This is a genomic window from Shewanella corallii (assembly GCF_023349125.1).
Taxonomy (GTDB): domain Bacteria; phylum Pseudomonadota; class Gammaproteobacteria; order Enterobacterales; family Shewanellaceae; genus Shewanella; species Shewanella corallii.
The window spans coordinates 38,035-60,692 of record NZ_JAKIKT010000010.1; the positions used below are offsets into that span (position 1 = coordinate 38,035).

Here is a 22,658-nt window from a genome sequence, read left to right on the forward strand (position 1 = left end):
TGTCCGTCCTCTCGTAGCGGATATCCTCCTTGCTTGTTGGGGGCAGCTTGATTACACCTTGCTAATAGCGCTCATCGTGCTGCCGAGTATTTCCTGGTCATCAACTCAATGTTTGCCCTGTTATTTATTGGCAACTCACTTAGTTATGGCGTTACTTTAAACATAAAATCAATATTTTCAAAATCTATAAGTAGGGTTGTTTGTGCGAATTGAACTCTCGCTATGGTTTGGCGTGGGTGGTAAGTCATTGAGGAAGGCGTAGTAGTTAGCTGTGCAACCTAATGATATTAAAGGGGTTGTTCTAATATGAAAACACATTGGCGCGTGTGTTTTTATGGGTTTATATGTCGATAAATTTTTCCAAAAAAACTTTTTGAAACAACTTGGACGATAAATCTGTTAATTTTTGCTTGAAGTTAAAAGCACTGATATGCCGTCAAGTTAAAGGTGGTGAAGCATTTATCAGCTACATCTGAGAATGTTGATAATAAAAAGTGTTTGAGCAGTTCGTCCTGAATCAGCCTTAAAGGCTATGGCTCGCTCAAAGTGTTGTAAATATGCCTGCGAAGGTGTGCGCAGGCATGTGACTAATTAAGAGTGTAGCGAGGTTGTGCGCTAAATTTATGGAAACTCTAATGATAAATAAAGCGTGGCAGACCATGCCTGTTGGGTGATTGGCTTAGCCACGCTTATAGACGCTTAAGGTTTATTTCCTATACGATTTTGAAGTAGAGCTCAGCAGCAACGCGCTTTCGGTCTCCGTCACCAACCATGATGTAAACCGTGTTCGGTGTTTCAAACAAGGCATCGTCAGCTAGTGAAATCAACCTTGTTGATTTCACCCAGTTGCCAGGGGCGAACTTGAGGGTGGGATCTTCCAGTACATTTCTCACATAAAGTACCGTCGCTATGACTTCATCGTTATGCGTCAGGTCCCAGATAGTCCAGCTTTTGCCTACACGAAAGGGTTTGCCAGGGAAAAGCTCAAGGCATCGAGCCTTCATAATGTCGATGGCGTTTTCAGGGCAACCGTAAGAGGTATCTTCACCTGGTGTGTTCAACGTGGAATCAATGATACGGAGTTGATCTTCAAAAGAGGGGTTCATGAGGCCTCCAACATGTTGATTATATTGGTGCAATGACATTGATTTTGTCATTGCAAATCCACGAAAAATGGATTGCCTCTAAATTACCGTACCAACCTGACGTGTCATGTCAACAAGTTCCGTTCGCAGCGCTAGCTCAAACAGCAATAGATACTTTGCATATTGGGTCGTCGTGTTTGGACCGGATTGAAACTTATCGAATATGTATAAAAATCGCAGAACCGTATTATAGGTTTGACTAATACCTAAATAAAGCAAAGACGGTAGACATAATGGACTGATGGCACACTCATACTAAGGTTGCGAATGCAGTGGTAGAGCCTCAAGGCAATAAGGATAGGACTCGTTATATCCAGAGTTCGGAGCTAAGAGGTGTTACCTTTACATAAGTGTCGGGGCATGTTTATTGTGGTTGGTTTCTGCTTGTTCTGCGTTTAGGTGTAAGTGGACATTAAAGTATTCAAAGTAATACCTTACCGTACACATAATGTTGAGAAGGGAAGTATAAGTGACGTTTGATGAAGCGATTACAAGGCTAGAGCGATTCGATAAGAAGGGCTTTTGCGTCTTTGCTAAGCGAGATCTACGTCGCCTGTTTTTTGAAGATACGGATACAGCTTTTAAGCAGGGGGTGTGTCGGTTGGTGAAGCGGGGGTTATTGGAGCGACCATGTAAAGGTGTGTACGTTTACGCGCTTTCCAAGCATAAAGGGGCACGGATGATTGAGCGGATTGCAGGAATTTTGCGTAAGTACGATTACAACTATATCTCGCTTGAGTCAGCGTTATCGATTTACGGAGCTATTTCGCAAATCCCCATTGATCGCATTACTGTAATGACCACTGGAAGGAAGGGGGTCTTTAAAACTCCTTATGGTGTGATCGAGTTCACTCACACTATACGCTCGGTAATCGATATTCTTGATAATACTGAAAAAACTGATACGCATTTGCGTATCGCAACGCCTTTAACTGCATACCGAGACCTGAAGCGTGTAGGCCGAAACTTAAATATGGTGGATGTGAGGGTTTTTGACTGAGAATTTTTCTGCATTGGGGTCGTGCGGTCAAGAAGGGGACGCAGTACGATTGGCGCCATTAATCTTCAACACAAGGCTTATTGTTCCTTTTCTATATTGTCTGGCGAACAGGTATAGCGAGTGTATTTCCTTAGGTCTTCCCCACGCCTGTGGGGGTGTTTCTCGTAAAACCCGGCTCGATAGGGAGGATAGCAAAGGGGTCTCTCCATACACATTGCATAGATGCAGCCATAATATTCAACGACCTCAAAGCTCGGAGGTTACGTCGGCAATTCGTTATAAGGCTGAGTAGGTTCCCAGGTCATGTTTAAAATTCCGTTAAAAATCGACACAAGCAAACAATACGGCTAGTTTATGTCGATCCCATCGACATATAAATCCAACGTGTCGATTAATGCCAACTTTATCGACAGTTCCAAAACTCATGTCGATCCCATCGACATATCAATCCAACATGTCGATTTCATGACGTCTTTTTTGCTCTATTTCCTCGTTTTGCACGTCATAGAATAAACATCTTGTCGATTTCATGACGTGATTTTTGCTCGATTTTCGCGTCATAAAATCGACATTTTGTTGATTTCATGACATCGAGTATATCGACTAGCATCTGTAACATTGACTACCTTTATCCATTCGGGCGCCTTGTCTTATAGCCTAGATGGCCCCTAATTTATTGATGTTTTTACCCTTTTTTTTGCAGCTATTTATGAGCAGTGGCTAGCCTGAGAAACTGACTACGCGCTGAATCAATAGGTCAGCAGCTCTTAGATGCTCCAGGAAAGCTCCGGTTTTTGTCATATCGGCAACTGTTCGTCGGCCTATGCTGGTAATTGACTAGGCGGTGCTGTTAATTCAGTGATGCGCACCATCTTTTGCCCATTGCGTAGTCATTTTGGGCTTTTGTTGAGCTAACGCTCTGGTCCTGTCTTTACGAGTTGGCAGCCTCTAACTACAATAACTGTATGTATATACAGTTGTGCGTTTTATGCGAGTCATTCCTCTATCCGCCAGCGCTGGAATTTCTGGATTTGAATCCCCAGCTTCGGAGTATCTACAGCAATCATTGAGCCTGGATGAGCTCTTGGTGATGCATCCCAGCGCGACATTTATCGGTCGGGCAGCAGGTGACTCTATGCAGGGCGCCGGGATTTATGATGGCGATATCTTGATTGTGGACCGCCATGTAGAAGTGCGGCATCAAGATGTCATCGTTGCCAACTATAACGGTGAGTTCGTCTGTAAAATCTTAGACAAGCGGAATCGACAGCTTTTGTCAGCAAGCGAGTATTACCAAGCGGTACCCATTCAAGAGTGGGACGAGTTTTCGATTGAAGGTGTCGTGGTGCACTCAGTCCGCCTTCACCGTCAATGTGTGTTACTGGAGCAATAATGTACGCCCTGGTAGATGCAAACTCATTCTATGCTTCTTGCGAGGTAGTCTTCCGGCCGGAGTGGCGGAGTAGGCCGGTTGTTGTACTGAGCAACAACGACGGCATGGTCGTTGCCCTTAATCGAGCTGCAAAAGACGCGGGTATCAGCAAATTCAAACCTTACTTCGAAGTACGTCGAGCCTGTGAACTCGTCAATGCTGTTGTCTGTTCAAGCAATTATGAACTCTACGGTGACTTGTCCGCGAAGATGATGGATGTCATCTCTCGCTATGCACCTGAGCAATATATCTACAGCATTGATGAGACATTCTTATCGTTCAAAAACATTTATCCCGCAGTTGAATGCCTGCAATCCCATGCCATGAAAATCAGGCGTGCGGTATGGAAGGAATGTCGATTGCCCGTTTGTGTTGGTATCGGCCCCACACTGACACTGGCAAAGGTTGCGAATCACGCTGCGAAGAAGATAGAAGGCTATCAGGGCGTCTGCGTTTTAGACTCAAAAGCAGAACGGGAAGCGGTATTGGCCAAGTTGGATGTTGGTGATGTCTGGGGGATTGGTAAACGGATCAGTGCCAAGCTCAGACTGATGAACATAAAGACAGCTCTGGACCTGGCTAACATGCCTCCCAAATATGCTCGAAATCAATTCAGCGTTGAAATAGAGCGAACTGTGCTCGACCTAAATGGTGTTCACGCAAAACACTGGGACGAGGCGAGGGCAGATAAGAAGCAAATCTTCTCGACTCGTTCGATGGGAGAACGCATTACCGACCTTGAGTCACTTCAGCAAGCATTGAGCAAACATGCGAGTATCGCGGCCCAGAAAGCGAGAGCTCAGGGTTCAGTATGCAAAACGCTGATTTGCTTCGCTGGCAACTCACCATTTGATGGTCAACCATATTATCGAAAAACACTGCATCAGTTTCCCGTTGCCACCGCAGATAGCACCATACTCAGTCAAACCGTCACCATGCTAGCTAAAGATTTGTTTCGGCCAGGCATCCGGTTCTACAAAATCGGTGTCGGCCTGATTGAGTTGCACGATAGCTGCCATCGCCAAGATGACCTTTTCAACCCTGACCCGAGCAAGCTACAACTAATGAAAGCGTTCGATGGCCTAAACCGTAAGTACGGAACTGATACGCTATTCATTGCAGCGCAAGGCATTGAGCAGAAATGGGGCATGAAGCGGGATATGCTAAGCCCACAATACACCACAAGGTGGCAAGACCTCCCCAGGGTGAAGTGCTGAGAAACTCTTGTGCTACCCCCAAAAAATTCGCCCAAGTACGCCTAACACCCTGGCCGTGACTCGACCATCATTGCCACTCAATTCTCCAATATAAACTCTACCTCCAAACCCGCACAGAAAAACATCAAAACCACATTTAAACAGCGACTTATGGCAAATATCTCACAGACTGGGCCCCATTTCATTGCTATAGTCATACCAACAAATTGACCACAGGGATTGTGCGCCCATTAAGCAAAGGGCGGTAGCGTGTTAGGCAAAGACACATTGGTGAACTTTTGCCCTAAAGTTTCTTATGCGAGCCGATTATCCGGAGAATTCAAAGATAACGGGAACTGCTACTGTTATCTCTTAAAGTTATTTCACGGAAAGCAATGTGAAAATAAATAAATCATCTTTTGTTCAGTCTGTTAGTGAAGTACTGAAAGTACATCTTAGTATGCCAAAGTTAAATCTACAGCACGATAAACCCATGAAGAGAACTGATGGTCGTGCGGCTATTGTAGATTTAATGCTGACACTAAGTATTAGAAAAATCAATCTGATGAAAGAAAGCACTTAGTAGTAGAACTAAAATCCCCAGAAATAAATATTGGGTCATATCTAATCAGCTTGATTCATATGCAAAGAGACCTTTGAAGCAAGATAACGAGGGCAGAGGTATTATTTATGATGCAGATGGTATTACTATCTGGGTAGAAACTTGGGGCGAACTGATTCAAGAATGTAAGCACAGACTCAAAATTTTGATAGGGCAATTAGATATAAATATTTATCATTCTGATAGTTTGAAATACCCACAAGAATCATACTTTGAATACCAAATAGATGTTATTTTAACACATGAAAAGTGAAGTGAAAGAGGTATAACAAATCACTCAAGTAGGATAAGCAGCAGTCTGCTAGGTGATTTCGTCCGAAATTAGTCGACTGCTATTTGTACATAACCTCGCGTCAATCAGGTTGATTCTAGGTTAACGTTAAAGATTAAAAATGAATGAGTAGATGATATGATACAATTAGTATTCAACGTTCCCCCTTATTCGCGCTACTACCCAAAGCCAAAGAGTACTGTGAATTCTGCATATTTGGAAGCCAATAACTGGGACGATTTTGGCTTTAAATCAAGATTTTATCTTGTGGTCTATGATGCAAATGGAGAGAAACACGAGATCGGGGGAGTAAAAATTGGCTATGTCGGTCAAGAGAGTGGATGGACTGAAGAAAGACTTCCAAAAGAATTTCAAACATTGGATAAAGCTTTTTTTTCGCTTGGTCAAAGTGACGAATATTATCAAAACTTATACGCTTTAGACCAAGAATTAAGAGATCTAATTTTAGAGAGCTTAAATGATGTAGTATATGAAGAAGGTATTTATAATCTAGCTTTAAATGAAAAAGTAATGAAAGTATCTTTACTACGTGAAGTTAGTATAGCATCAATAAAAGGACAATTTAGGCGATTGCTTGATGGTGGCAAGTTACGTACGGAGTTTAATTTTTCTTATTCGCTACCTCAAGGAAAGCATACAGCAGGATTAGATCTAGAATTTTATGTCGATCCAGAATCTAATCCTCCTTCTAATATTCACGTCCTAATTGGTCGAAATGGTGTTGGTAAAACCCATCTTCTTCATAGAATGGTTAAAGCTCTCGTTGATAGTGGTACTACTCAAGAGAATGACGGATCTTTTTCAGTTGTAACCGGGAGCAAGGAGTCAACTAAAAGAGAAGATCTCCTAGAAATGTTTGCCGGTGTTGTGTCTGTAGCATTTAGCGCTTTTGATCCTTTTGAGCCGATACCTGAGCGACAAGATAAATCAGAAGGACTTAATTACGCTTATATAGGCTTAAAACAGGAATCAACTACCGAAGATGGTGAGCATATTCCCATGAGCCGTCCGATGCTTAATAGACAGTTTTCCTATTGCCTAAATAATATTCGCAGATTTGGATATCAAGACCGATTGGTTGAGGCAATTAGAGGGCTAGAAACGGACAGTCTTTTTAAAGATATCGCGCTCGCCGATATAGTGATGTCTTCAACTCATGACCTGGAGACAAATACAAATAAGATTTTTTCTAAGCTAAGTTCAGGGCATGCAATTGTATTACTGACTATTGCTAAGTTAGTTGAAAAAATTGAAGAGAAAACATTGGTTCTCTTAGATGAACCAGAATCCCACCTACACCCTCCATTACTTTCGGCGTTTATACGTACTTTATCTGAATTACTCTCTCATAGAAATGCAGTCGCGGTTATTGCCACACATTCACCTGTAATACTCCAAGAAGTACCTAAAAGTTGTGTATGGAAGCTGAGGAGAAGTGGGATGGATGCCGTCGCTGAAAGACTGGAAACAGAAACATTTGGCGAGAATGTGGGTGTATTAACACGAGAGGTGTTTGGGCTGGAAGTAACCGACTCAGGATTCCACCAGCTACTCAAGAAAGAATCAGAGTCTGCACGCACCTATAACCAAGCACTGAGAAACTTCCATGGCCAGTTGGGCGCAGAGGCTAGAGGCATATTACGGGGATTATTTCTCGACAAGGAAGAGGAGAAGGGTGAAGTATGAGAGTAATAGCTAAGCCAGAGCTGGATGCAAAAGACGTATATGAACTTTGTATAAGCAAGGTTAAAAATAGGGATCTAAAAGAGAGGTTTGTCCAGATTGCTGGCTCTATAGCGGAAGCTGAACAAGAGTATCAAGAAAAGGCTGAGAGCAAACAATGGTACTTGATTGAGAGTAGCGATGGTGTTAACGGTGTGGTAAACAAAGCCGAAATGGAGAAAGTTTATACACAAAGAATGGTTGGGAAAAAAGCTCCGGGAAGAGCTTTATATGACCAACTTAAAAACGCTGCGCCAAATGGGATCTGTCCACTATGTGGACAGCGAGTGGTCGAAACCTTAGACCATTTCCTACCAAAGGCTGATTTTTCCTCATTGGTCGTTGTTCCCCTGAATTTGATCCCAGCTTGTTCAGACTGTAACAAATCAAAATTAGATAAAGCGCCTGACCAGATATGCAAACAAACACTCCATCCTTATTACGATGATGTTACAGGTGAGCAATGGCTATTTGCCGAAGTAAAAGAAGAAACGCCTGGAACTATCCGTTTCTATACATCATATGTTGAAGCTTATGGTGATGTACTAAACGAAAGAATAAAATTTCACTTTAAAGAACTAGGGCTTGGAAGTTTGTATATGTCGAATGCAAATTCAACAGTGACAGAAATTCAGTTTCGATTAAGCAAAACTCATGAGAAAGGTGGAAAAATTGCTGTTAAGGCCTACCTTAAAGAAGAGGAAGAATCTCGGAGAAACAATCATGTTAATTCATGGAACACAGCTGCTTACCAGGCGATGATGAATAGTGAATGGTTCTGTGATGGTGGCTTTAATGAATTTAAATAACTTCTAATTTAAAGCTGTGAATTCAGATCAACGAGCGCATGTTATCGGACAGGTTTTCCGATAACATGCGCTCAAAACCAGCGATAAATGAAAGGGTTAGCTCCGCTAGAGTCAAAAGTAACTCCAGTCCCTAAGATTTTTATCAAAGCATCCAACTTCCGAACTCTGACTATCACTTGAAAACCTGATATAACAGAACACCTGCAAGGATATGCAAGGATCAAACAAGTATGATGTTCAGAACCACCTTTTACCTGCTCGCCCTCACAGGCGCCACGTTCAATTTTGCCCATGCTCACCCGGGCGGCGTCGACAAGAACGGCGGTCACACCAACAAAACCACCGGTGAATACCACTGCCACAAAGAGCCCTGCTTTTCCAACCAACAACAGGTCCAGGTAGCACAGCAGCAAGCTGTTGACGATGGCGAAAAGTTCAGTGAACTCTATGAACGCAGTGACTGGCCTCATTGGGTAGACTACGACAGAGACTGCCAGGATGCCCGAGCTGAAGCTCTTATCGCAGCCAGTACCAAACCGGTTAAGTTTAAACGGAACAAAGGCTGTGTGGTTAGCCATGGTGAATGGTTCGACCCATACACCAATCAAACCTTCACTGAAGCTGGCAAACTGGACATCGACCACATTGTCCCGCTGAAGGAAGCCCATGTGTCTGGTGGCCATGCCTGGACCCGGAAGCAGCGTCGAGCTTTCGCCAATGATCCGGAAAACCTGCTCGTGGTTAGCGCGAGTGAGAATCGTGAGAAAGGTGCTAAAGACCCCACCGAGTGGGTTCCCGACACCACCGGCTATCGTTGCGAGTACATTGCGCTATGGGTAGGCGTGAAAGCCAAGTATGAGTTGGCTATTGATGTCAAGGAGCAGCAGGTGATTGATGAGTACACTCGGAGATGTAATTGAGGATCTAAAAGGCCTCGCCAATACGAGGCCTTACAAAGTTTGATAGGTGAGTTCTTTTGGAGTAATCAATGTTTTGGCGAAGCGTTCAGTTGAGCTTCCAATTGGGTCAGGTCAATATCGCTTCTGAAATACTGGCGAACTAAATCAACTTGCAGCTTCTTCTCCGGCCCCTGTTGGGCTATGACACCATCAAGAGTACCGAACCCCCAATTTTTGAGCGACATGTCCAACTGAGGCTCTAGCTTTTTATATTCATCAATCAACTGTTGCGCTGTAATATCGCCCAGAACAAAGGACATATAAGATGGGATTAGCAATATAGGATCTGGGCCTTCATATGCATCCCGAGCGTTAGCAATGTTGATCTTAGCAACATCTATCTCACCATTGCTAATGTGCAATTCAGCCATGCTCAACAAAGCATAAATAACAGCCTGTTGGGAGCTTGGTTCTTGGGACTGGCCATGCTGATAAACCACATCAGAATAGAGTTTTATCGACTGTTCATAACGCCCCTGTCTAGTTTTGATTAAGGCAAGTTCCATCGTCATCTCTACGATATAGAACTGACTAAACACATCGTCTAGGTGACTGAATTGTTTAATGACTTTTTGCATTAAGCTAGCGCACTTGTCTAAGGCCTCGGGGTCACTACATGTCGCACCAGCTTGAAAGCGATAAGCCGCCAAAACTCCGGCCTGTATAAACTCATCCTGACTGTCACCAAAAATCTCTATGATGTCGGTTTCAATTTGCCTTTCTAGCGATTCATCCTCAAGACCACGAGCAATGTATAGCGCTTGGTTCAACGTATGCGCAACTATTTGCTGAGTTTCTATCGACCGACTAGACCTGAAGCGATCAGTCAGTTCATCAATAACCGAAATTGCTTTTTCCCCCTGACCCAGTTTTTGGAGCAACAGGGCTTTCAAAGAGAGGGCCGAAGCCATAAGTTCTTGGGGCTCTCCCTTTTGGCCGGTACGCAATTTGGAGATAATTGACTCGGTAATACTCAGAGCAGATTGGTGATCACCACTCTGAGTCTCGATATTTGCTCTATTAAAATCTACGGCTATAAGGTCTTCAAAAAACTCTTCGTTATCAGAATACTCACTCTTTAAGGAGTTCAACATCGTCATTGCAACGGTATTGTTTCCTTTACCTGACTCATCAATTGCCTTTTGCATCCGTTCCCAGAAAGCCCCCCATTCCTGACAGCGAGCCTCCAAAATACCGTTAACATTCTTTTGTATCTCCCAGATAGTAACGGCCCTTCTGCATTCAAGTCCCGAAACCGGATAGGCTTTATCCCAATCAGACATGAGTGTCTTCTCTTCAGGAGTCAGGACCATCACATCCGGATAGGCCTCTGCCATGTAAAGATAGGTGCGAGCGATAATTCCACGGGCTCTCTCGGGAGGCTGGGCTTTTCTATTCTCAATCCTCATATCACATGAGCCAAAATCTGACTCTGCATTGGGCATCAATGCAAATGGGTAGTAGTTGCGCAAACCGTTGACAGAACCGATAGCAGGAAAGAGGTTGTACATATCGGCTTCCATCAACCTGAACTGCTCATTGACCTTTCTTGCACAGTCCCGGCCTTTATATTTATCGCCGTCTGCTTGAACACAGGCCGGATGACCATCCTTCCACGAAGGTAAGAAGTCACCAAAACGGTCAGCAGGCACAATATGCTCCCACTCTCGGCTATTGTACCGGTTGAGGTATTTCGTTGCTTTAAAGCCGGGAGGATGAGTAATGACACCTTCAGCATCAAACTCCGCGCCGCAATAGACGGTTATCCGGTCGTGCAGATGAACCTGTTCATCCAGGATTTCTTTGGCTGAATCGAAGGAGGTGATAGTTGTTTGGCCCTTTGTCACCTCAATCTCTGGCGTTACTTCACTATTTTCGGAAGGCGTGAAAGCGTGGGCAGGCATTACCAGGAATGGTAAAAAAGCGAGCAGGCGGTATTTCAAAGTTAGTCCCTAACAGATGTTCCTTTATACATTAGGGATAACAGATTTAACGGCTAAATTGAATCGAGAGGAAGGACTAATAGATAGGCAAGAGAAAAGGTTTATACAAACCGGCCCTCCTTGATCTCCTTTTCCCGCACACACCAAGCCTGATTGATGGCATCCAGCACCGCATGCTTTCCCTGGTTATCGCGCTCGGCTCTGTCGGTCATCATGTCCAGGGTATCAATGCACTTACTGCGACGGAATTTAATCAACCAGTCCATTGTGACTTCATCAAGGCTGCTCAATTCAAAAGCACTTACGGTTACTGCTGACATCGTTGTTCCTGTATTCAATTAACCGCACGATATTACCAACATTGTGATGCACTTGAGATTTAGCCAACGTTAACTGTGAGCCATACAACACTTTGCAGCCATCTATATTTTCCCATCATATCCTTCGAATCAGTGCAAAGCTGAGATTGATGAACATAAAGACTGCTCTGGACCTTAATGGTGTTCATGCAAAACTTTGGGACGAGGTGAGGGCAGTTAAGAAGCAAATCTTATCGACTCGTTCAATGGGAGAACGCATTACCGACCTGGAGTCACTTCAGCAGGCATTGAACAAACATGCGAGTATCGCGGCCCAAAAGCGAGAGCCTAGGACTCAGTATGTAAACGCTTATTTGCTTCGCTGGTAACTCCCCATTTGATGGTCAACCATATTATCGAAAAACACTCCATCAGTTCCCGGTTGCTACCGCAGATAGCATCGTTCTCAGCCGAACCGTCACCAGGCTGGCTAGAGATTTGTTTCGGCCCGGCATACGATTCTACAAAATCGGTGTTGGTCTGATTGAGTTGCAAGATTGCTGCCATCGCCAAGATGACTTTTCAACCACCCTAGTAAGTACAAATTGATGAATGCACTAGACGGCCTGACCTGTAAATACGGAAAACACACATTGTTCATTGCAGCGCAAAGCATTCAACAGAAATCGGGTATGAAGCTGAACATGATTAGTCCGCAGTAAACTGCTTGGTAGAAAGACCTGCCTAAGATGAAGTGTTGAGAAATTCATGTAATTACCCCAAAACTCACCCAAGTATGCCTAAGCCCCTGGCCGTGACTCTACCATCATTGCCACTTAACTCCCCGATATAAACTCCGTCCATAACCCGCACAGAAAAACACCGAACACAAATTTAAACAACAACTTATGGTAAATGTCTTACAGACTGGCACCACATTTCATTGCTATAGTGCTGCCAACGAATTGACCATAGGGATTGTGCGCCCGTTAAGCAAAGGGCGGTAGCGTGGCTGGTAAAGACAAATGACCGTGTCATTGATGAGTTTTTGCCCCAAATCAGTTAGACCTCGAACTCTAGTTTTGTCAGCCTCATCAAATTCGCCATAAAAAGGTAATGTGAGGGGTTGTGACTAACGTGATTGGTTTTTTGAAGTAAAAACATGGTCTTACATACATCAATCCAAGATTATGGTATTGTCCCTCAAAATTTAGCTTAGTTTAATATCTAAGTATTGGATGGGTAAGGAAAGTTTATGCCTGTCCTTTCTTTTGTTATATCGATGTAAATATGATGCCGGAAGTATATATGAGTTCATCTGAAATGGAACTATCCGATAGTGGTGGGCCAGCGGCTCTTAAAGGGTTTGAGTACCAAAACTTTGTAGCAGCGTACTATGTGTTGAACATGTTACAAGATAAAAGCTTAATAACGGTTCGCTGTGAAGCAGTTGATGACGTAGATGTTGTATACGCCAATAAAATCGAGTACATACAAGTCAAGACTACAGATAAAGATAGCAAATGGAATGCTTCAGAATTTGCTGACGCTGATACAGACATAGTCCCCCCTCAAGGACGACAAAGAAAGGATCAGATCGTCAGCAAAGAAGATTCCATCCTGCATAAGTCAATCCTATGTGACAAAGGTACACTTCCTGGTTATTTCAGAATCATTACACCAAGAGATATTACTGATGCACTCAAGTATTTGAAAATATCTCTAAATACTCGAAGTGAGAAAACTGAGCTCAGACAGCCACTATTACGAAAGTTAAATACCTGTGTAGAGAGGAATCGACCTAAAAAATTAACAGCATTTAAGTCTCCAAATAAAAATGGCGTTGAATATTGGCTAGACCATGCTGTATGGGAAGTTATCCCAAACAAAGAGCTGCTCGAAATGCGCTGTACAAAGTTGATCCGGCAGTCCGCTCATAGAAGAGGTATCTATCTGAGTGAAAATGGTGATGCTGAACGAATTCTATGTTCTTTGCTAGTTAACTTGTTTGACAAGGGCTCTGCCTCGAGAGTACTAAAGTCTATTAATGATAAGTCTTATCATCGGAATGACTTTATTCCTTGGTTCGAAGCTGAAATTGAACACTATGCTAACCTCAGTCACGAGCATGTAAAAATATACTCTACAGATAGAATAGAGCTACAAGCAGTTCTTTCATCTTTTTTTAGAGAGAAAAACCTATACGAAGCTGCTAATTTTGAAGGAAAGAAAGAGTGTACTGGGCTTAAAGGTGAGTATCATCGACGAAAATATGGCTATGACCTAATCGCTCGCAATTTGTACAAGTGGTTTCATGAAGTTCTCCTGTTGCCTAACGAAATTGCGGATGTTTCTGCTGATAAAATTACAGACAAATTCAAGACTTTAACTCAGCGTTATCAACACGAAGCTAATTTTATCAATCAACTGATAGCGAAAGCGTTACTACATTCAACCGTTAGAACTACCTACAAAGCTCAGCCAATTGCAGCACATCTTCATATAGATGATGATAACGATACTTGTTTTGACAATATCCATATTGTTCTAAATACGCATGAACCGGACAACTTACTCATGGGATTTAGCCGACTAATAACTATCGTCAACACGCTATCACTTGAGGAGATTGTGGGAGAATTTCATGAACTGTTAGAGTCGGAAGCCTTTTCCACGCAAAAAGAGAAAGTGTTAATAGCAAAAAAGGACAACTATCTCCTAGAGCATGATATCAATGACATCCTTGAACCAAACAGCTCCCTAGATAACAATCTAGACAGGTTTAAGTTCGTATTCTTTATCGGGTATGAGTCTGACCATCTCAAATGTAGTTCCAAAGATATGGCTCATGACTTCGAAGAGAAGATTGTATCCGAAGCTACTAAAAAATTTAGAGCTTTGGTAGACCATCTAGTTTCTGTAGATGACTTCTACGAAGACCTCCATATCGAAGTTTACCTATATCCAATCCCTTCATTAGCATCTCTTATAAACGAAGTACAAAATCAGGTAGCATCGCAATGGACAACAGCTTAGATCCTAAACTTTGTTTAGAAAATGTACGCAACGAAACTCTTAGTGCATTCTCATATCTTAAAAAAGCCAATGAGTGTTTATCATCACCTGATTTAGTACCAATTGGCCAAGAATTCATAATTCGTGCTTTAGAGGCATTACCACTTTTCAAAAAACAAACTTCGCTGCTTCAAAATCTCTTACGTTCAGCAGGCCTTTATCCTTACCTTAAAAAGTACTTTACGGACCTCTCACCTGAAAAGGAATTTGTACTAGATGTCTATAGAAGTAACTTTGACGACAATTTCATCTTCCACTCAATGCAAGCGAGAGTTTTTAACTTACTCTCATCAGGAAAGAACGTTGTCTTAAGTGCTCCTACTAGTATGGGGAAAAGCGCTATCGTAGATGCCTTGATTGCAGAAAAGAAATTCAAAAGTATCGTTATTGTGGTCCCAACAATAGCTCTGATAGATGAAACTCGAAGACGTATACATCAACGTTTTGGCAACGAATACCAAATTATTCACCACGGATCCCAAGCTAAACGTAAAGACAAAGTTATCTATATCTTTACACAGGAACGTGTAAATGAACGCGACGATCTAAAAAATATTGACTTGTTTATCATCGATGAATTCTACAAGCTTGCCGATACTAAAGATGAACTATCAAGACCTAGAGCCTTCGCCTTAAATATAGCTCTAAGCAAGTTGCTTACCGTATCTAAACAGTTTTACATGATTGGACCTTATATAGATGCAATTCAAGGAATGAACGCGTTGAAACGCGAATTCACCTTCATCCCCTCGGACTTTAAGACTGTTGCATTAAATGTCTATAAATACGATATCGCTCCTAACGATATAGACTCTAAAAATAAGGAGCTAGAGAGGATTCTGGAATCCAACAATGGACAAACAATCATATATTGTAAATCTTCCAATTCAATTGCAAAGGTTATTAGATTCTTAGGCTCACTAGACAGTTTACAGGAGCGTAAATTTCTTGCTTCCACTGATGTTTCTCTAAAAAAATACTATAAGTGGTTAAAAAGAAACTACGGTGCTGACTGGGGATGCACTCAAGCCCTAGCAAATGGTATAGGTATACATCACGGTTCTTTACCTCGTGCAATCCAACAAAAAACTGTCGAGCTGTTCAACACTAAACAAATTCAATTTTTAGTATGCACTTCAACAATGATCGAGGGAGTTAATACGTCCGCAGAAAACATCGTAATCTATGACAACCGTAATGGAACGCCAAAAATTGATAGTTTTACTCATAAAAACATATCCGGTCGAGCAGGTAGAATGGGACAATATTTGGTTGGGAACGTTTTTTGTCTAGTAGAGCTACCAGAGCAAGAATCGCAAGTCGTAAGCCTTCCGCTAGGTCAACAAGATAATGACTCGCCAATTAACTTGCTAGCTGGTATACAGCCAGATCACTTATCGGAACTAGGCAGCCAAAGTCTTAATCAATTCGCTAAAAACTCTGATGTTCCAATGGAAATTGTTCGTAAGCACTCATCATACAACGTTGAAGATTTAGAATATGCGTATGAACTTGTCACGGAGTTATCAATTACCGACATGGAGACAATTGCGTCGGTAACTAAACCGAAGAAATACCAACTTGGATTGCTTACAAATTTTATCAAAACCGTAGAAAGTCGGGTATTGGCTAGACAACAACTTCATTTTGAGGATAGTGACGAGCTTTATAAAAAACTGGGTCGGTACATCTACGCTGACAACCACACTGCTTACATTAGGAAGCAAATCGAATTCATCTATAATTCACGTGAGGGAGGTGAGCTACGATCAGACGCAACTGATCGAGAGCTCAACATTGTACGCAATATTTTCAAGCACGCTGTCCCAAGAGCACTTTCGTTACTGGAAGATCTCTTAAATCATGAGTTCAAATCGCTTGGACTACCGCCAGAAGCAAATTTAGGGTGGCTCGTACATATATTCGAAAACAGTCATTTGCCTTCCTCATTTTCTGCGCTAGAAGAGATGGGAATACCTATAGAAACTTTGGAGAAACTTGTTACGCCAAGGTTGAGTGAAGCAGATATCGACACATTGGTCCGCTATTTACGCATATACCACAGATACCTTCACCAGCTAAACTCTGTTGATCGAATGTTTATTAAGCAAGCAATTTACTAATATGTCTATAAAAACTATAGGACTAAAATGAGAAAATTCTAACTTAATTTGGTCAATACTCTGAAAATTGATTAAGGTGCATACAAACACCAAAAATAAAGCATTAAAACTCACTTCCCCTAGTTTTTCTCATCCAATCCAGAAGAACAGGGGCATTCTCCAAAGTGATTTTTGTCCCATAGCGTGACAGCCATCTAAGTGTAGATAGCTGTCGTCTTGTGAAGCGGGGCGGTATTATGGTTCACCATTCTATTGCCGAATATTGACTCAACGTCTATATATCCAAAGAAATGGTGCTAATAATAGGGCTTAAACAGCATTCTTAAAGAAGTGACTTTTTAGATTTGAGCACTGATCAGAACCTCACTTAGATTCAACTAAGATGATTAGGCTCGATTCAATGCCAATCTAAAGAGCCAATCAATTACATACTGGTTCTTGGAACAAACTTTCGAGTCTAATACGGAAACAACGTTACCAAGGTATAGCTGTGCGTTTGGCTAGCAACCGACAGTGATCGGCTGAATTTGAGTATTCACAAATGAGTTCCTGGCTAAACTGCACATTCGGGGTGCACATAGTCGTGGTTTGGTTAAGCTCATTATAAGTGAGACAAGACAACGTTGTATGGAAATGTTCTGCATCAAGATTTCCACGCGCCATATCTATCTAATTTTATGAGTGATTAGCGGGAGGCCATTCCTGGCTAATTGTATGGGAGAGGAATTTCATTAGACTGGAATTCCAGAATGAGGTGAACATTTCCATGATGAACAGATTTGATGTACTATATCCAAATATTGTATTTAACATAATATACATTGTGCGCAGTGGTAATAATTTCCGTTTGTGGTTGGAGTATGGCCTTTGGCTTAGTTGTATATAATGAAATGGTTCACCATACTATTCGTCTAAGTGTTTGGTTCCACATAAGTTACTGTACAATTCACGCAGCTGCAGTCTAATTTGCCTGGGTTTTGAGCCGCAATGTAGTTGGCTGTTTCAATCATACGTTCAGATCTCTAACTGCGTCCATCCAGGAAATTATTTCCTCCGGTTTTCCATCCCAAGTTTGATGAGCAACGATTGTCGCAAACCCATCTGAGCCGTCATGGTTTGCCGGCAGTAACTCTTGGTGTTTTGGTTGTGGTTTAATCAAAGCTGAGTTTGTTGGGTTTGTGATTAGTGTTGAGTCTCATGTCTGACGTCTATGTTGTTGGCCAAGCCAGGTTCAAATTCTTAAAGCTGGCAATCTTAGGCTGACTAGCCAATCGAACCTTGCAGATGTGAACCTGTAGAACATGCAATCTCAACATGAATGCTGGGACAGATTTTGGTTTGGCTGTGACCGACATCCGTACATGCCTAGCAAGAATCTGTAGCTCTCTGTAGATGTGAATCTATGGTTTGGATACGAGTACATTTGGATATGAGTACAACGAGCTGTGGTATCAGCGATTCGTCTCTGTGAGGCTCGCAGGTATGCGTTCAGTATTCAGGAATGGAGCAAAGCAAGAGGTGTTCAGTGCTAAAGGCTTGTCTACCTGTAGCTACAAAACGCCGAAAGCGTCGCCTATTTCCAACTTGGTAGACCTGTTCAATAGTCAGATTCCTCGGGATTAGCGCCGGGCATTGTTGGAGACTGAGAAATACAAAAAAGGCCACCCGAAGTAGCCCTTTTAGGTCAAATGCCGATAAATAGCATTATCGGCATCATTGTATCTGTCGTTATGAGACAAAAATGAAAAGCCGTGATGTGAGTTTAAAAATGTGAATTACCCCACTTATAGCGTTAAAAAAAACCTATAAGATGCGGATTTTTATGAGCATTAATCTATGAGTGACGACATACAGCTAATTGTCCAAGCCATCAATAAAGCAGCAGAAACGGATGTTATTAAGGACTATATCTACCCAATGCTGTCAGGTATTACCTTTACACTGTTAGCAGCAGGAACAGCATATTTCACTGTAAAACACCAAGAGCGCAAGCAACAGCACATAGCCGCGAATCTAGCGAAGCTTAAAGCATCAAATAAGCTGATCTTATCTGCACAATCAGCCTTGCTGAATGTAATAACAATTAAGCAGGCTTACATACTAGACCTACCAAGTGATCCGATACTTAGAATGCTGAATATTGGACAGGTTGAGTGCAACTACCCTCTTCTAGATCTCCCACTTGAAGACTTTTCCTTTCTTTCTCCTTCAATTGACGAAATAGATCATGCTAGTTGGGAGAATCTCGCTAAAATCGCCGTTCTCATGAAAAATTACAACGCTACGCTAGGAGCGTGGTCAAAAAGAAATCGGTTTGAAGACGAAGTCAAGATGGCTATTCTCTCAGTTCATGGCCAGAAAGTCATAGAGCCAGAAATTTCAATTGAAACAATTATAGATGCTGCATCTGCATTCAAAGTAGGAATTGCTGTTGACCTAAATGAGCGGTCAATAGAGTTAACTGATGTAATAATTAATGACCTTCATTCTTTTCTAACTGAATTCCCTAAAGCAGTTAGGCCTCATATAGATGTAAACGCCATCAAAGGTTATGGGAAAATTATTCAATACGGAAATATGGCAGAGAGCTTTAATGAAATTATGCTTGCAAAAACGCCAAGTGCTGACTGGGAAGAATATACGAAATTCATGAAAGGCAAGAGTACTGGAAAATAGTTCTAACCACTCCTGTTGTTAGCCAGGGGGCGCTACCTTCTTTTCACCAACGCCGCTGCCACTATCACCTCCCTGCCATGATAGCGACTAGCATTGAACTGGGCTCAATCTTGACCCCTATCGGGTCTGGGGTTCGCACGTTAGCAGTAAAGTTAGTCGGCATGTGGTCGAACATCTAACGCCCTTCTTTTGCTTCCAGCACCATGATCCGCTTATTCGGTGCAGGATACATTTCCCGGAGTTCCAGACGCTGTCTTACGGAGGTTCTGTTCAGCTCATCAAAGTTAACACCTCCAAGTACCCTTCCCTTTGAAAGTTCTGCGCGATGAGACAATGGCATCCAGGCTTACTGACCTATCAACTAAGCTACCCGTAAACTTTTGCAGATGTTCACTGCCCTCACCTTCGCGATCAGCGTAGCTTGATTACTGTTCAATATGGTTTGACCAAGAAGGCAGTTTGACGAAATTACGTGCCATGATTCAGCCCCCTTTAACCAATTACACGGCGAACAGCCGGGATCTTGTTGGAGGTTTGGCTTTGATGTTGGTTACGAAACCTGGAAGGTATCTAAAGCGATAGCGTTAAGAATTAGCGCATAGTGATATCCCCAAGGGAAAGTGGCGCCTCACGGCGTGTATTGGGGATACTATAATCAAGTATTCTATTTTACTACTTTGTCTGTTAACGGTTCCGGCGGTTGGCTCTTGACCTCTTTGCGTACTAATTCAGTTATTGCATCAATCAGTTTTTGATGCGTCTTACTCTCAAAATCTGGCTCTTTTAGCTTGGTAAACGCACTATCGCTATTTAAGTTCCAATTCTCAAATATAGACTTTACATCCTGTTGGTCAACCTGAGAACCATATATTTCTAAATACATTTTACCGAATCCAATAGCGTGAATCCTGTCAGTTCTTTTCAGAGACTCATGTGTATAAGCGCTGGCTACTCCATATGAGTATTTAGCGACTGCAGCCAATATAGAAACAACCAACATTTCTTTAAACAACATGATTCCATACAACCCCCAATCTATATCGTCGGAATAAAATAATGTTAGAATCAGTGAGATGATCACAAACGTAGCAGATACCCCCACGGCCACCCAAATAGCTTTCGTGCCTTTAGCATTCCATTTTCGCGCTAACAGCCTGAAGTACCTTTCATGTTTCTCCAAATCATTTTTAGCTCTATCAACAAACAATGGTACTTCGGTGTCAATCTTAGACTGTAATTGCTTTTCTTTTAGTTTCTTATTTTCTAACTCTAGCTTACTGTTACTTCCTTGTAAGCTGTCTATATTAGACATTAATACAGCGCGTTCAGTAGCAACTTTATAATTCTCTTGCTCGGCCTCGTTACATTGTTTCTCTCGCCTGGCCAAAGTGTCTTTTAATGTTTGCACCTCTCTTTCATAGCTACTTTTTAGGAGAGATATTTCTCTTTTATAGTTATTTACATCACTTTCATAGCGCTCGGCCAAAGTATTTTCAGTGTTATCATTATTAACGGTTTGTAGTTGCTCTCGATGATGTTGGATTGCTCCCGTTAAGAATAGTTGGTCTAAGGCTTTCTCAGCTCGGAATATATTTAGGCTATCTAAGCATCGACGTTTCACCAGATCGAAATTTAGAATAACGGCTTTCTGTTCCGAAGGTGATAATTTGGTTAACTTACTTTCTAAATAGGTTCGACTGAAACTGCTTAATGTAGTCCAGAATCGTACAGCAAACTCAAAGTCCTTGTCAGACTGGTCAGTAGTTGTATCGGTGGGGTTGAAATTTGTCTTTGGTTTCTTGGTTTCCATTACCTAACAATCATTAAATTAGTCCTTTCCTGATTGGATGCTATCATTATTTATGTTGCCTTTGTATGGCATATCTGTGCATTAGGTCTCAGAAGTTACTAAAAACTATGGTTTTATCCTGATTTTTTGTAAGGAAGTTTTAATGTTAAGCGCCATCTATCTAGCGATCACAGTACAAGTTGTATCAGTATCTGACGGGGATACGGTGAGGGTTGTAATTCCTGATTGGCCAGATGTAGTTGGTCTTAATATCCCGGTTCGAATAAGGGGCATTGATACTGCTGAGACTGTCGGTGGATGTCCTAAGCCTAGAAAAATGGCATTAGAAGCAAAGACTCTTCTGTCAAAGATTTTGTCTAAAGCTCAAAATATTGAAATAAAAAACATTGAAAGAGGAAAATGGTGAAAGAAATAGATAGTGTGATTAATGTCTAATAAGCTTAATCACTCCGAAATCTTAATTTTGCGGTGGTTTAGGCGGAGCTTTAACTCCCCGACGCAAAGGCTTTATTTTGGTATGTTCTTCCAGATTTTTATTAATTTTATCGCGAAGATAGTTTTCTGCTTCTGTTTTAGTGTAATCCTCTACCAAGTTCTCAGGTGTAGATCTATGGGCTGAAAGAATCCCCCCAACTAAGGATTCCAGTTCATCTTGTTTAACGTCAGTTCCCTTCATCAAGGATTGGATGAAAATAGCATCTGACATATTTCCATCTCTCATTAAACTATAAAGTTTATGCATGGCATTGAGATTTCTCTCAAGTTGATGAGTTTTATCTATATAGTTGTTCAATGCCTCTTTTAGCTCTTTTCTATTGGTAGACTGATGATCTATTTCTCGATCCGCTTCTTGCAGCGCCTGTTTAGTTGCATCCAATTCTTGAGACATAGTACTGAGTTGGTTGCTTAGTTGGACAGAGTTGGTTCTTAGCTGATCTCGATCGTCTACAACTTTGTCATAATCCGTGCTAAAGCTTCTCTCACGTTCTTTTTCGATATATATCTTGTCAACTCTAGTCTTCTCATTTATAAAGCTTTTTTCTTCTCGCTCATTAGAACGCTCTAGTCTAGAGATCGCCATCTTATGATTAACAGAATCAAGCCATTGCTGATATTTTGAGTTGAAAAACACTGGGAGATAAAGTAACGCGACAAACAAAACGGCCTGAATTAAAAAATCATAAATAGTCGTATAGTCCTTTATCCAGTCAATTTTATTGGCAGCAGTCCCATCACTTGCCAATAAGTAATAGTACACCTCCCAATGAACAAATATGGATGATATTAGTAGCGCACTGAAAAACGGAGTTTTCATTCGTTCTTGCTGGGAATCCATTAACTGAAGCAAAAATTCTTTCAAAATAAGGTACCAAAATGCCAAAGTAGACAGATTTTATTCAAGTTAAAAGTAACTTTCAATGATTCCATTGCTTTTCAAATATCCAGTAGTGCTACCAATCATCTAATAAAGCCTATTGTTGCGGTGTTATATATCGCATCAAATGTGAAATGCTGGAGTGAAATAAGGTTTTTTATTTCAACATCAGAACCATCT

18 protein-coding genes are annotated in these 22,658 nt (G+C 41.8%); 13 read left to right on the plus strand and 5 right to left on the minus strand.

Annotated features, from left to right (window positions below; all coding sequences use genetic code 11):
* Positions 1-713: 713 nt before the first annotated feature.
* Positions 714-1,157, minus strand: coding sequence for a DUF6957 family protein (locus L2725_RS20030; protein WP_249250589.1), 444 nt, complete (start codon positions 1,155-1,157; stop codon positions 714-716).
* A 457-nt stretch (positions 1,158-1,614) separates the two neighbouring features.
* On the opposite strand from L2725_RS20030, the gene abiEi reads away from it, so the two are divergent.
* The 8 genes from abiEi to L2725_RS20070 all read left to right on the plus strand — a co-directional run bounded on the left by abiEi (position 1,615) and on the right by L2725_RS20070 (position 9,138).
* Positions 1,615-2,145, plus strand: coding sequence for a type IV toxin-antitoxin system AbiEi family antitoxin (gene abiEi, locus L2725_RS20035; RefSeq protein WP_249250590.1), 531 nt, complete (start codon positions 1,615-1,617; stop codon positions 2,143-2,145).
* Positions 2,146-3,133: 988 nt separating this feature from the next.
* Positions 3,134-3,538 carry a translesion error-prone DNA polymerase V autoproteolytic subunit gene (umuD, locus tag L2725_RS20040; protein ID WP_249250592.1) on the plus strand — a complete coding sequence of 135 codons (405 nt, stop codon included), beginning with the start codon at positions 3,134-3,136 and terminating at the stop codon, positions 3,536-3,538.
* Entirely contained in the window at positions 3,538-4,794 is a 1,257-nt protein-coding gene (locus tag L2725_RS20045) for a Y-family DNA polymerase (RefSeq protein WP_249250594.1), read from the plus strand. Before umuD ends, L2725_RS20045 begins: the two co-directional genes overlap by 1 nt.
* 376 nt (positions 4,795-5,170) lie before the next feature.
* Positions 5,171-5,356, plus strand: coding sequence for a hypothetical protein (locus L2725_RS20050; RefSeq protein WP_249250597.1), 186 nt, complete (start codon positions 5,171-5,173; stop codon positions 5,354-5,356).
* Between the two features lie 73 nt (positions 5,357-5,429).
* Positions 5,430-5,648: a hypothetical protein gene (locus tag L2725_RS20055; protein WP_249250599.1), complete on the plus strand. Its 219-nt coding sequence runs from the start codon at positions 5,430-5,432 to the stop codon at positions 5,646-5,648.
* 219 nt (positions 5,649-5,867) lie between these two features.
* Positions 5,868-7,373, plus strand: coding sequence for an AAA family ATPase (locus L2725_RS23345; RefSeq protein WP_249250600.1), 1,506 nt, complete (start codon positions 5,868-5,870; stop codon positions 7,371-7,373).
* Positions 7,370-8,218: an HNH endonuclease gene (locus tag L2725_RS20065; protein WP_249250601.1), complete on the plus strand. Its 849-nt coding sequence runs from the start codon at positions 7,370-7,372 to the stop codon at positions 8,216-8,218. The genes L2725_RS23345 and L2725_RS20065 overlap by 4 nt, the downstream gene beginning before the upstream one ends.
* 230 nt (positions 8,219-8,448) lie before the next feature.
* A complete protein-coding gene (locus L2725_RS20070) occupies positions 8,449-9,138 on the plus strand; it encodes an HNH endonuclease (RefSeq protein WP_249250602.1) in 690 nt (229 codons plus the stop codon).
* 65 nt (positions 9,139-9,203) lie between these two features.
* Here the strand turns inward: L2725_RS20070 and L2725_RS20075 are convergent, their stop codons facing one another.
* The gene (locus L2725_RS20075) at positions 9,204-11,120 is read right to left on the minus strand and encodes an endonuclease (protein WP_249250603.1); all 1,917 of its coding nucleotides are present in this window, start codon (positions 11,118-11,120) and stop codon (positions 9,204-9,206) included.
* A 101-nt stretch (positions 11,121-11,221) separates the two neighbouring features.
* Complete coding sequence (locus L2725_RS20080; protein ID WP_249250604.1) at positions 11,222-11,440, minus strand: hypothetical protein; 219 nt, start codon at positions 11,438-11,440, stop codon at positions 11,222-11,224.
* A gap of 587 nt (positions 11,441-12,027) precedes the next feature.
* On the opposite strand from L2725_RS20080, the gene L2725_RS23400 reads away from it, so the two are divergent.
* The 4 genes from L2725_RS23400 (at position 12,028) to L2725_RS20095 (ending at position 19,293) form a co-directional block, all read left to right on the plus strand.
* A complete protein-coding gene (locus L2725_RS23400; protein ID WP_428985306.1) occupies positions 12,028-12,141 on the plus strand; it encodes a DUF4113 domain-containing protein in 114 nt (37 codons plus the stop codon).
* Between the two features lie 586 nt (positions 12,142-12,727).
* A complete protein-coding gene (locus L2725_RS20085) occupies positions 12,728-14,455 on the plus strand; it encodes a dsDNA nuclease domain-containing protein (RefSeq protein ID WP_249250605.1) in 1,728 nt (575 codons plus the stop codon).
* On the plus strand, positions 14,440-16,617 hold the full coding sequence (locus L2725_RS20090; RefSeq protein WP_249250606.1) for a DEAD/DEAH box helicase: 2,178 nt from the start codon (positions 14,440-14,442) through the stop codon (positions 16,615-16,617). Before L2725_RS20085 ends, L2725_RS20090 begins: the two co-directional genes overlap by 16 nt.
* A 1,836-nt stretch (positions 16,618-18,453) precedes the next feature.
* Positions 18,454-19,293 carry a hypothetical protein gene (locus L2725_RS20095; protein WP_249250607.1) on the plus strand — a complete coding sequence of 280 codons (840 nt, stop codon included), beginning with the start codon at positions 18,454-18,456 and terminating at the stop codon, positions 19,291-19,293.
* A gap of 664 nt (positions 19,294-19,957) precedes the next feature.
* Here the strand turns inward: L2725_RS20095 and L2725_RS20100 are convergent.
* A complete protein-coding gene (locus tag L2725_RS20100) occupies positions 19,958-21,103 on the minus strand; it encodes a hypothetical protein (protein ID WP_249250608.1) in 1,146 nt (381 codons plus the stop codon).
* Between the two features lie 142 nt (positions 21,104-21,245).
* Between L2725_RS20100 and L2725_RS20105 the strand changes: the two genes are divergently transcribed.
* On the plus strand, positions 21,246-21,509 hold the full coding sequence (locus L2725_RS20105) for a thermonuclease family protein (protein WP_249250609.1): 264 nt from the start codon (positions 21,246-21,248) through the stop codon (positions 21,507-21,509).
* 51 nt (positions 21,510-21,560) lie between these two features.
* Here L2725_RS20105 and L2725_RS20110 read toward each other — a convergent pair whose 3' ends face one another.
* Positions 21,561-22,418 carry a hypothetical protein gene (locus L2725_RS20110; RefSeq protein ID WP_249250610.1) on the minus strand — a complete coding sequence of 286 codons (858 nt, stop codon included), beginning with the start codon at positions 22,416-22,418 and terminating at the stop codon, positions 21,561-21,563.
* Positions 22,419-22,658: the final 240 nt, after the last annotated feature.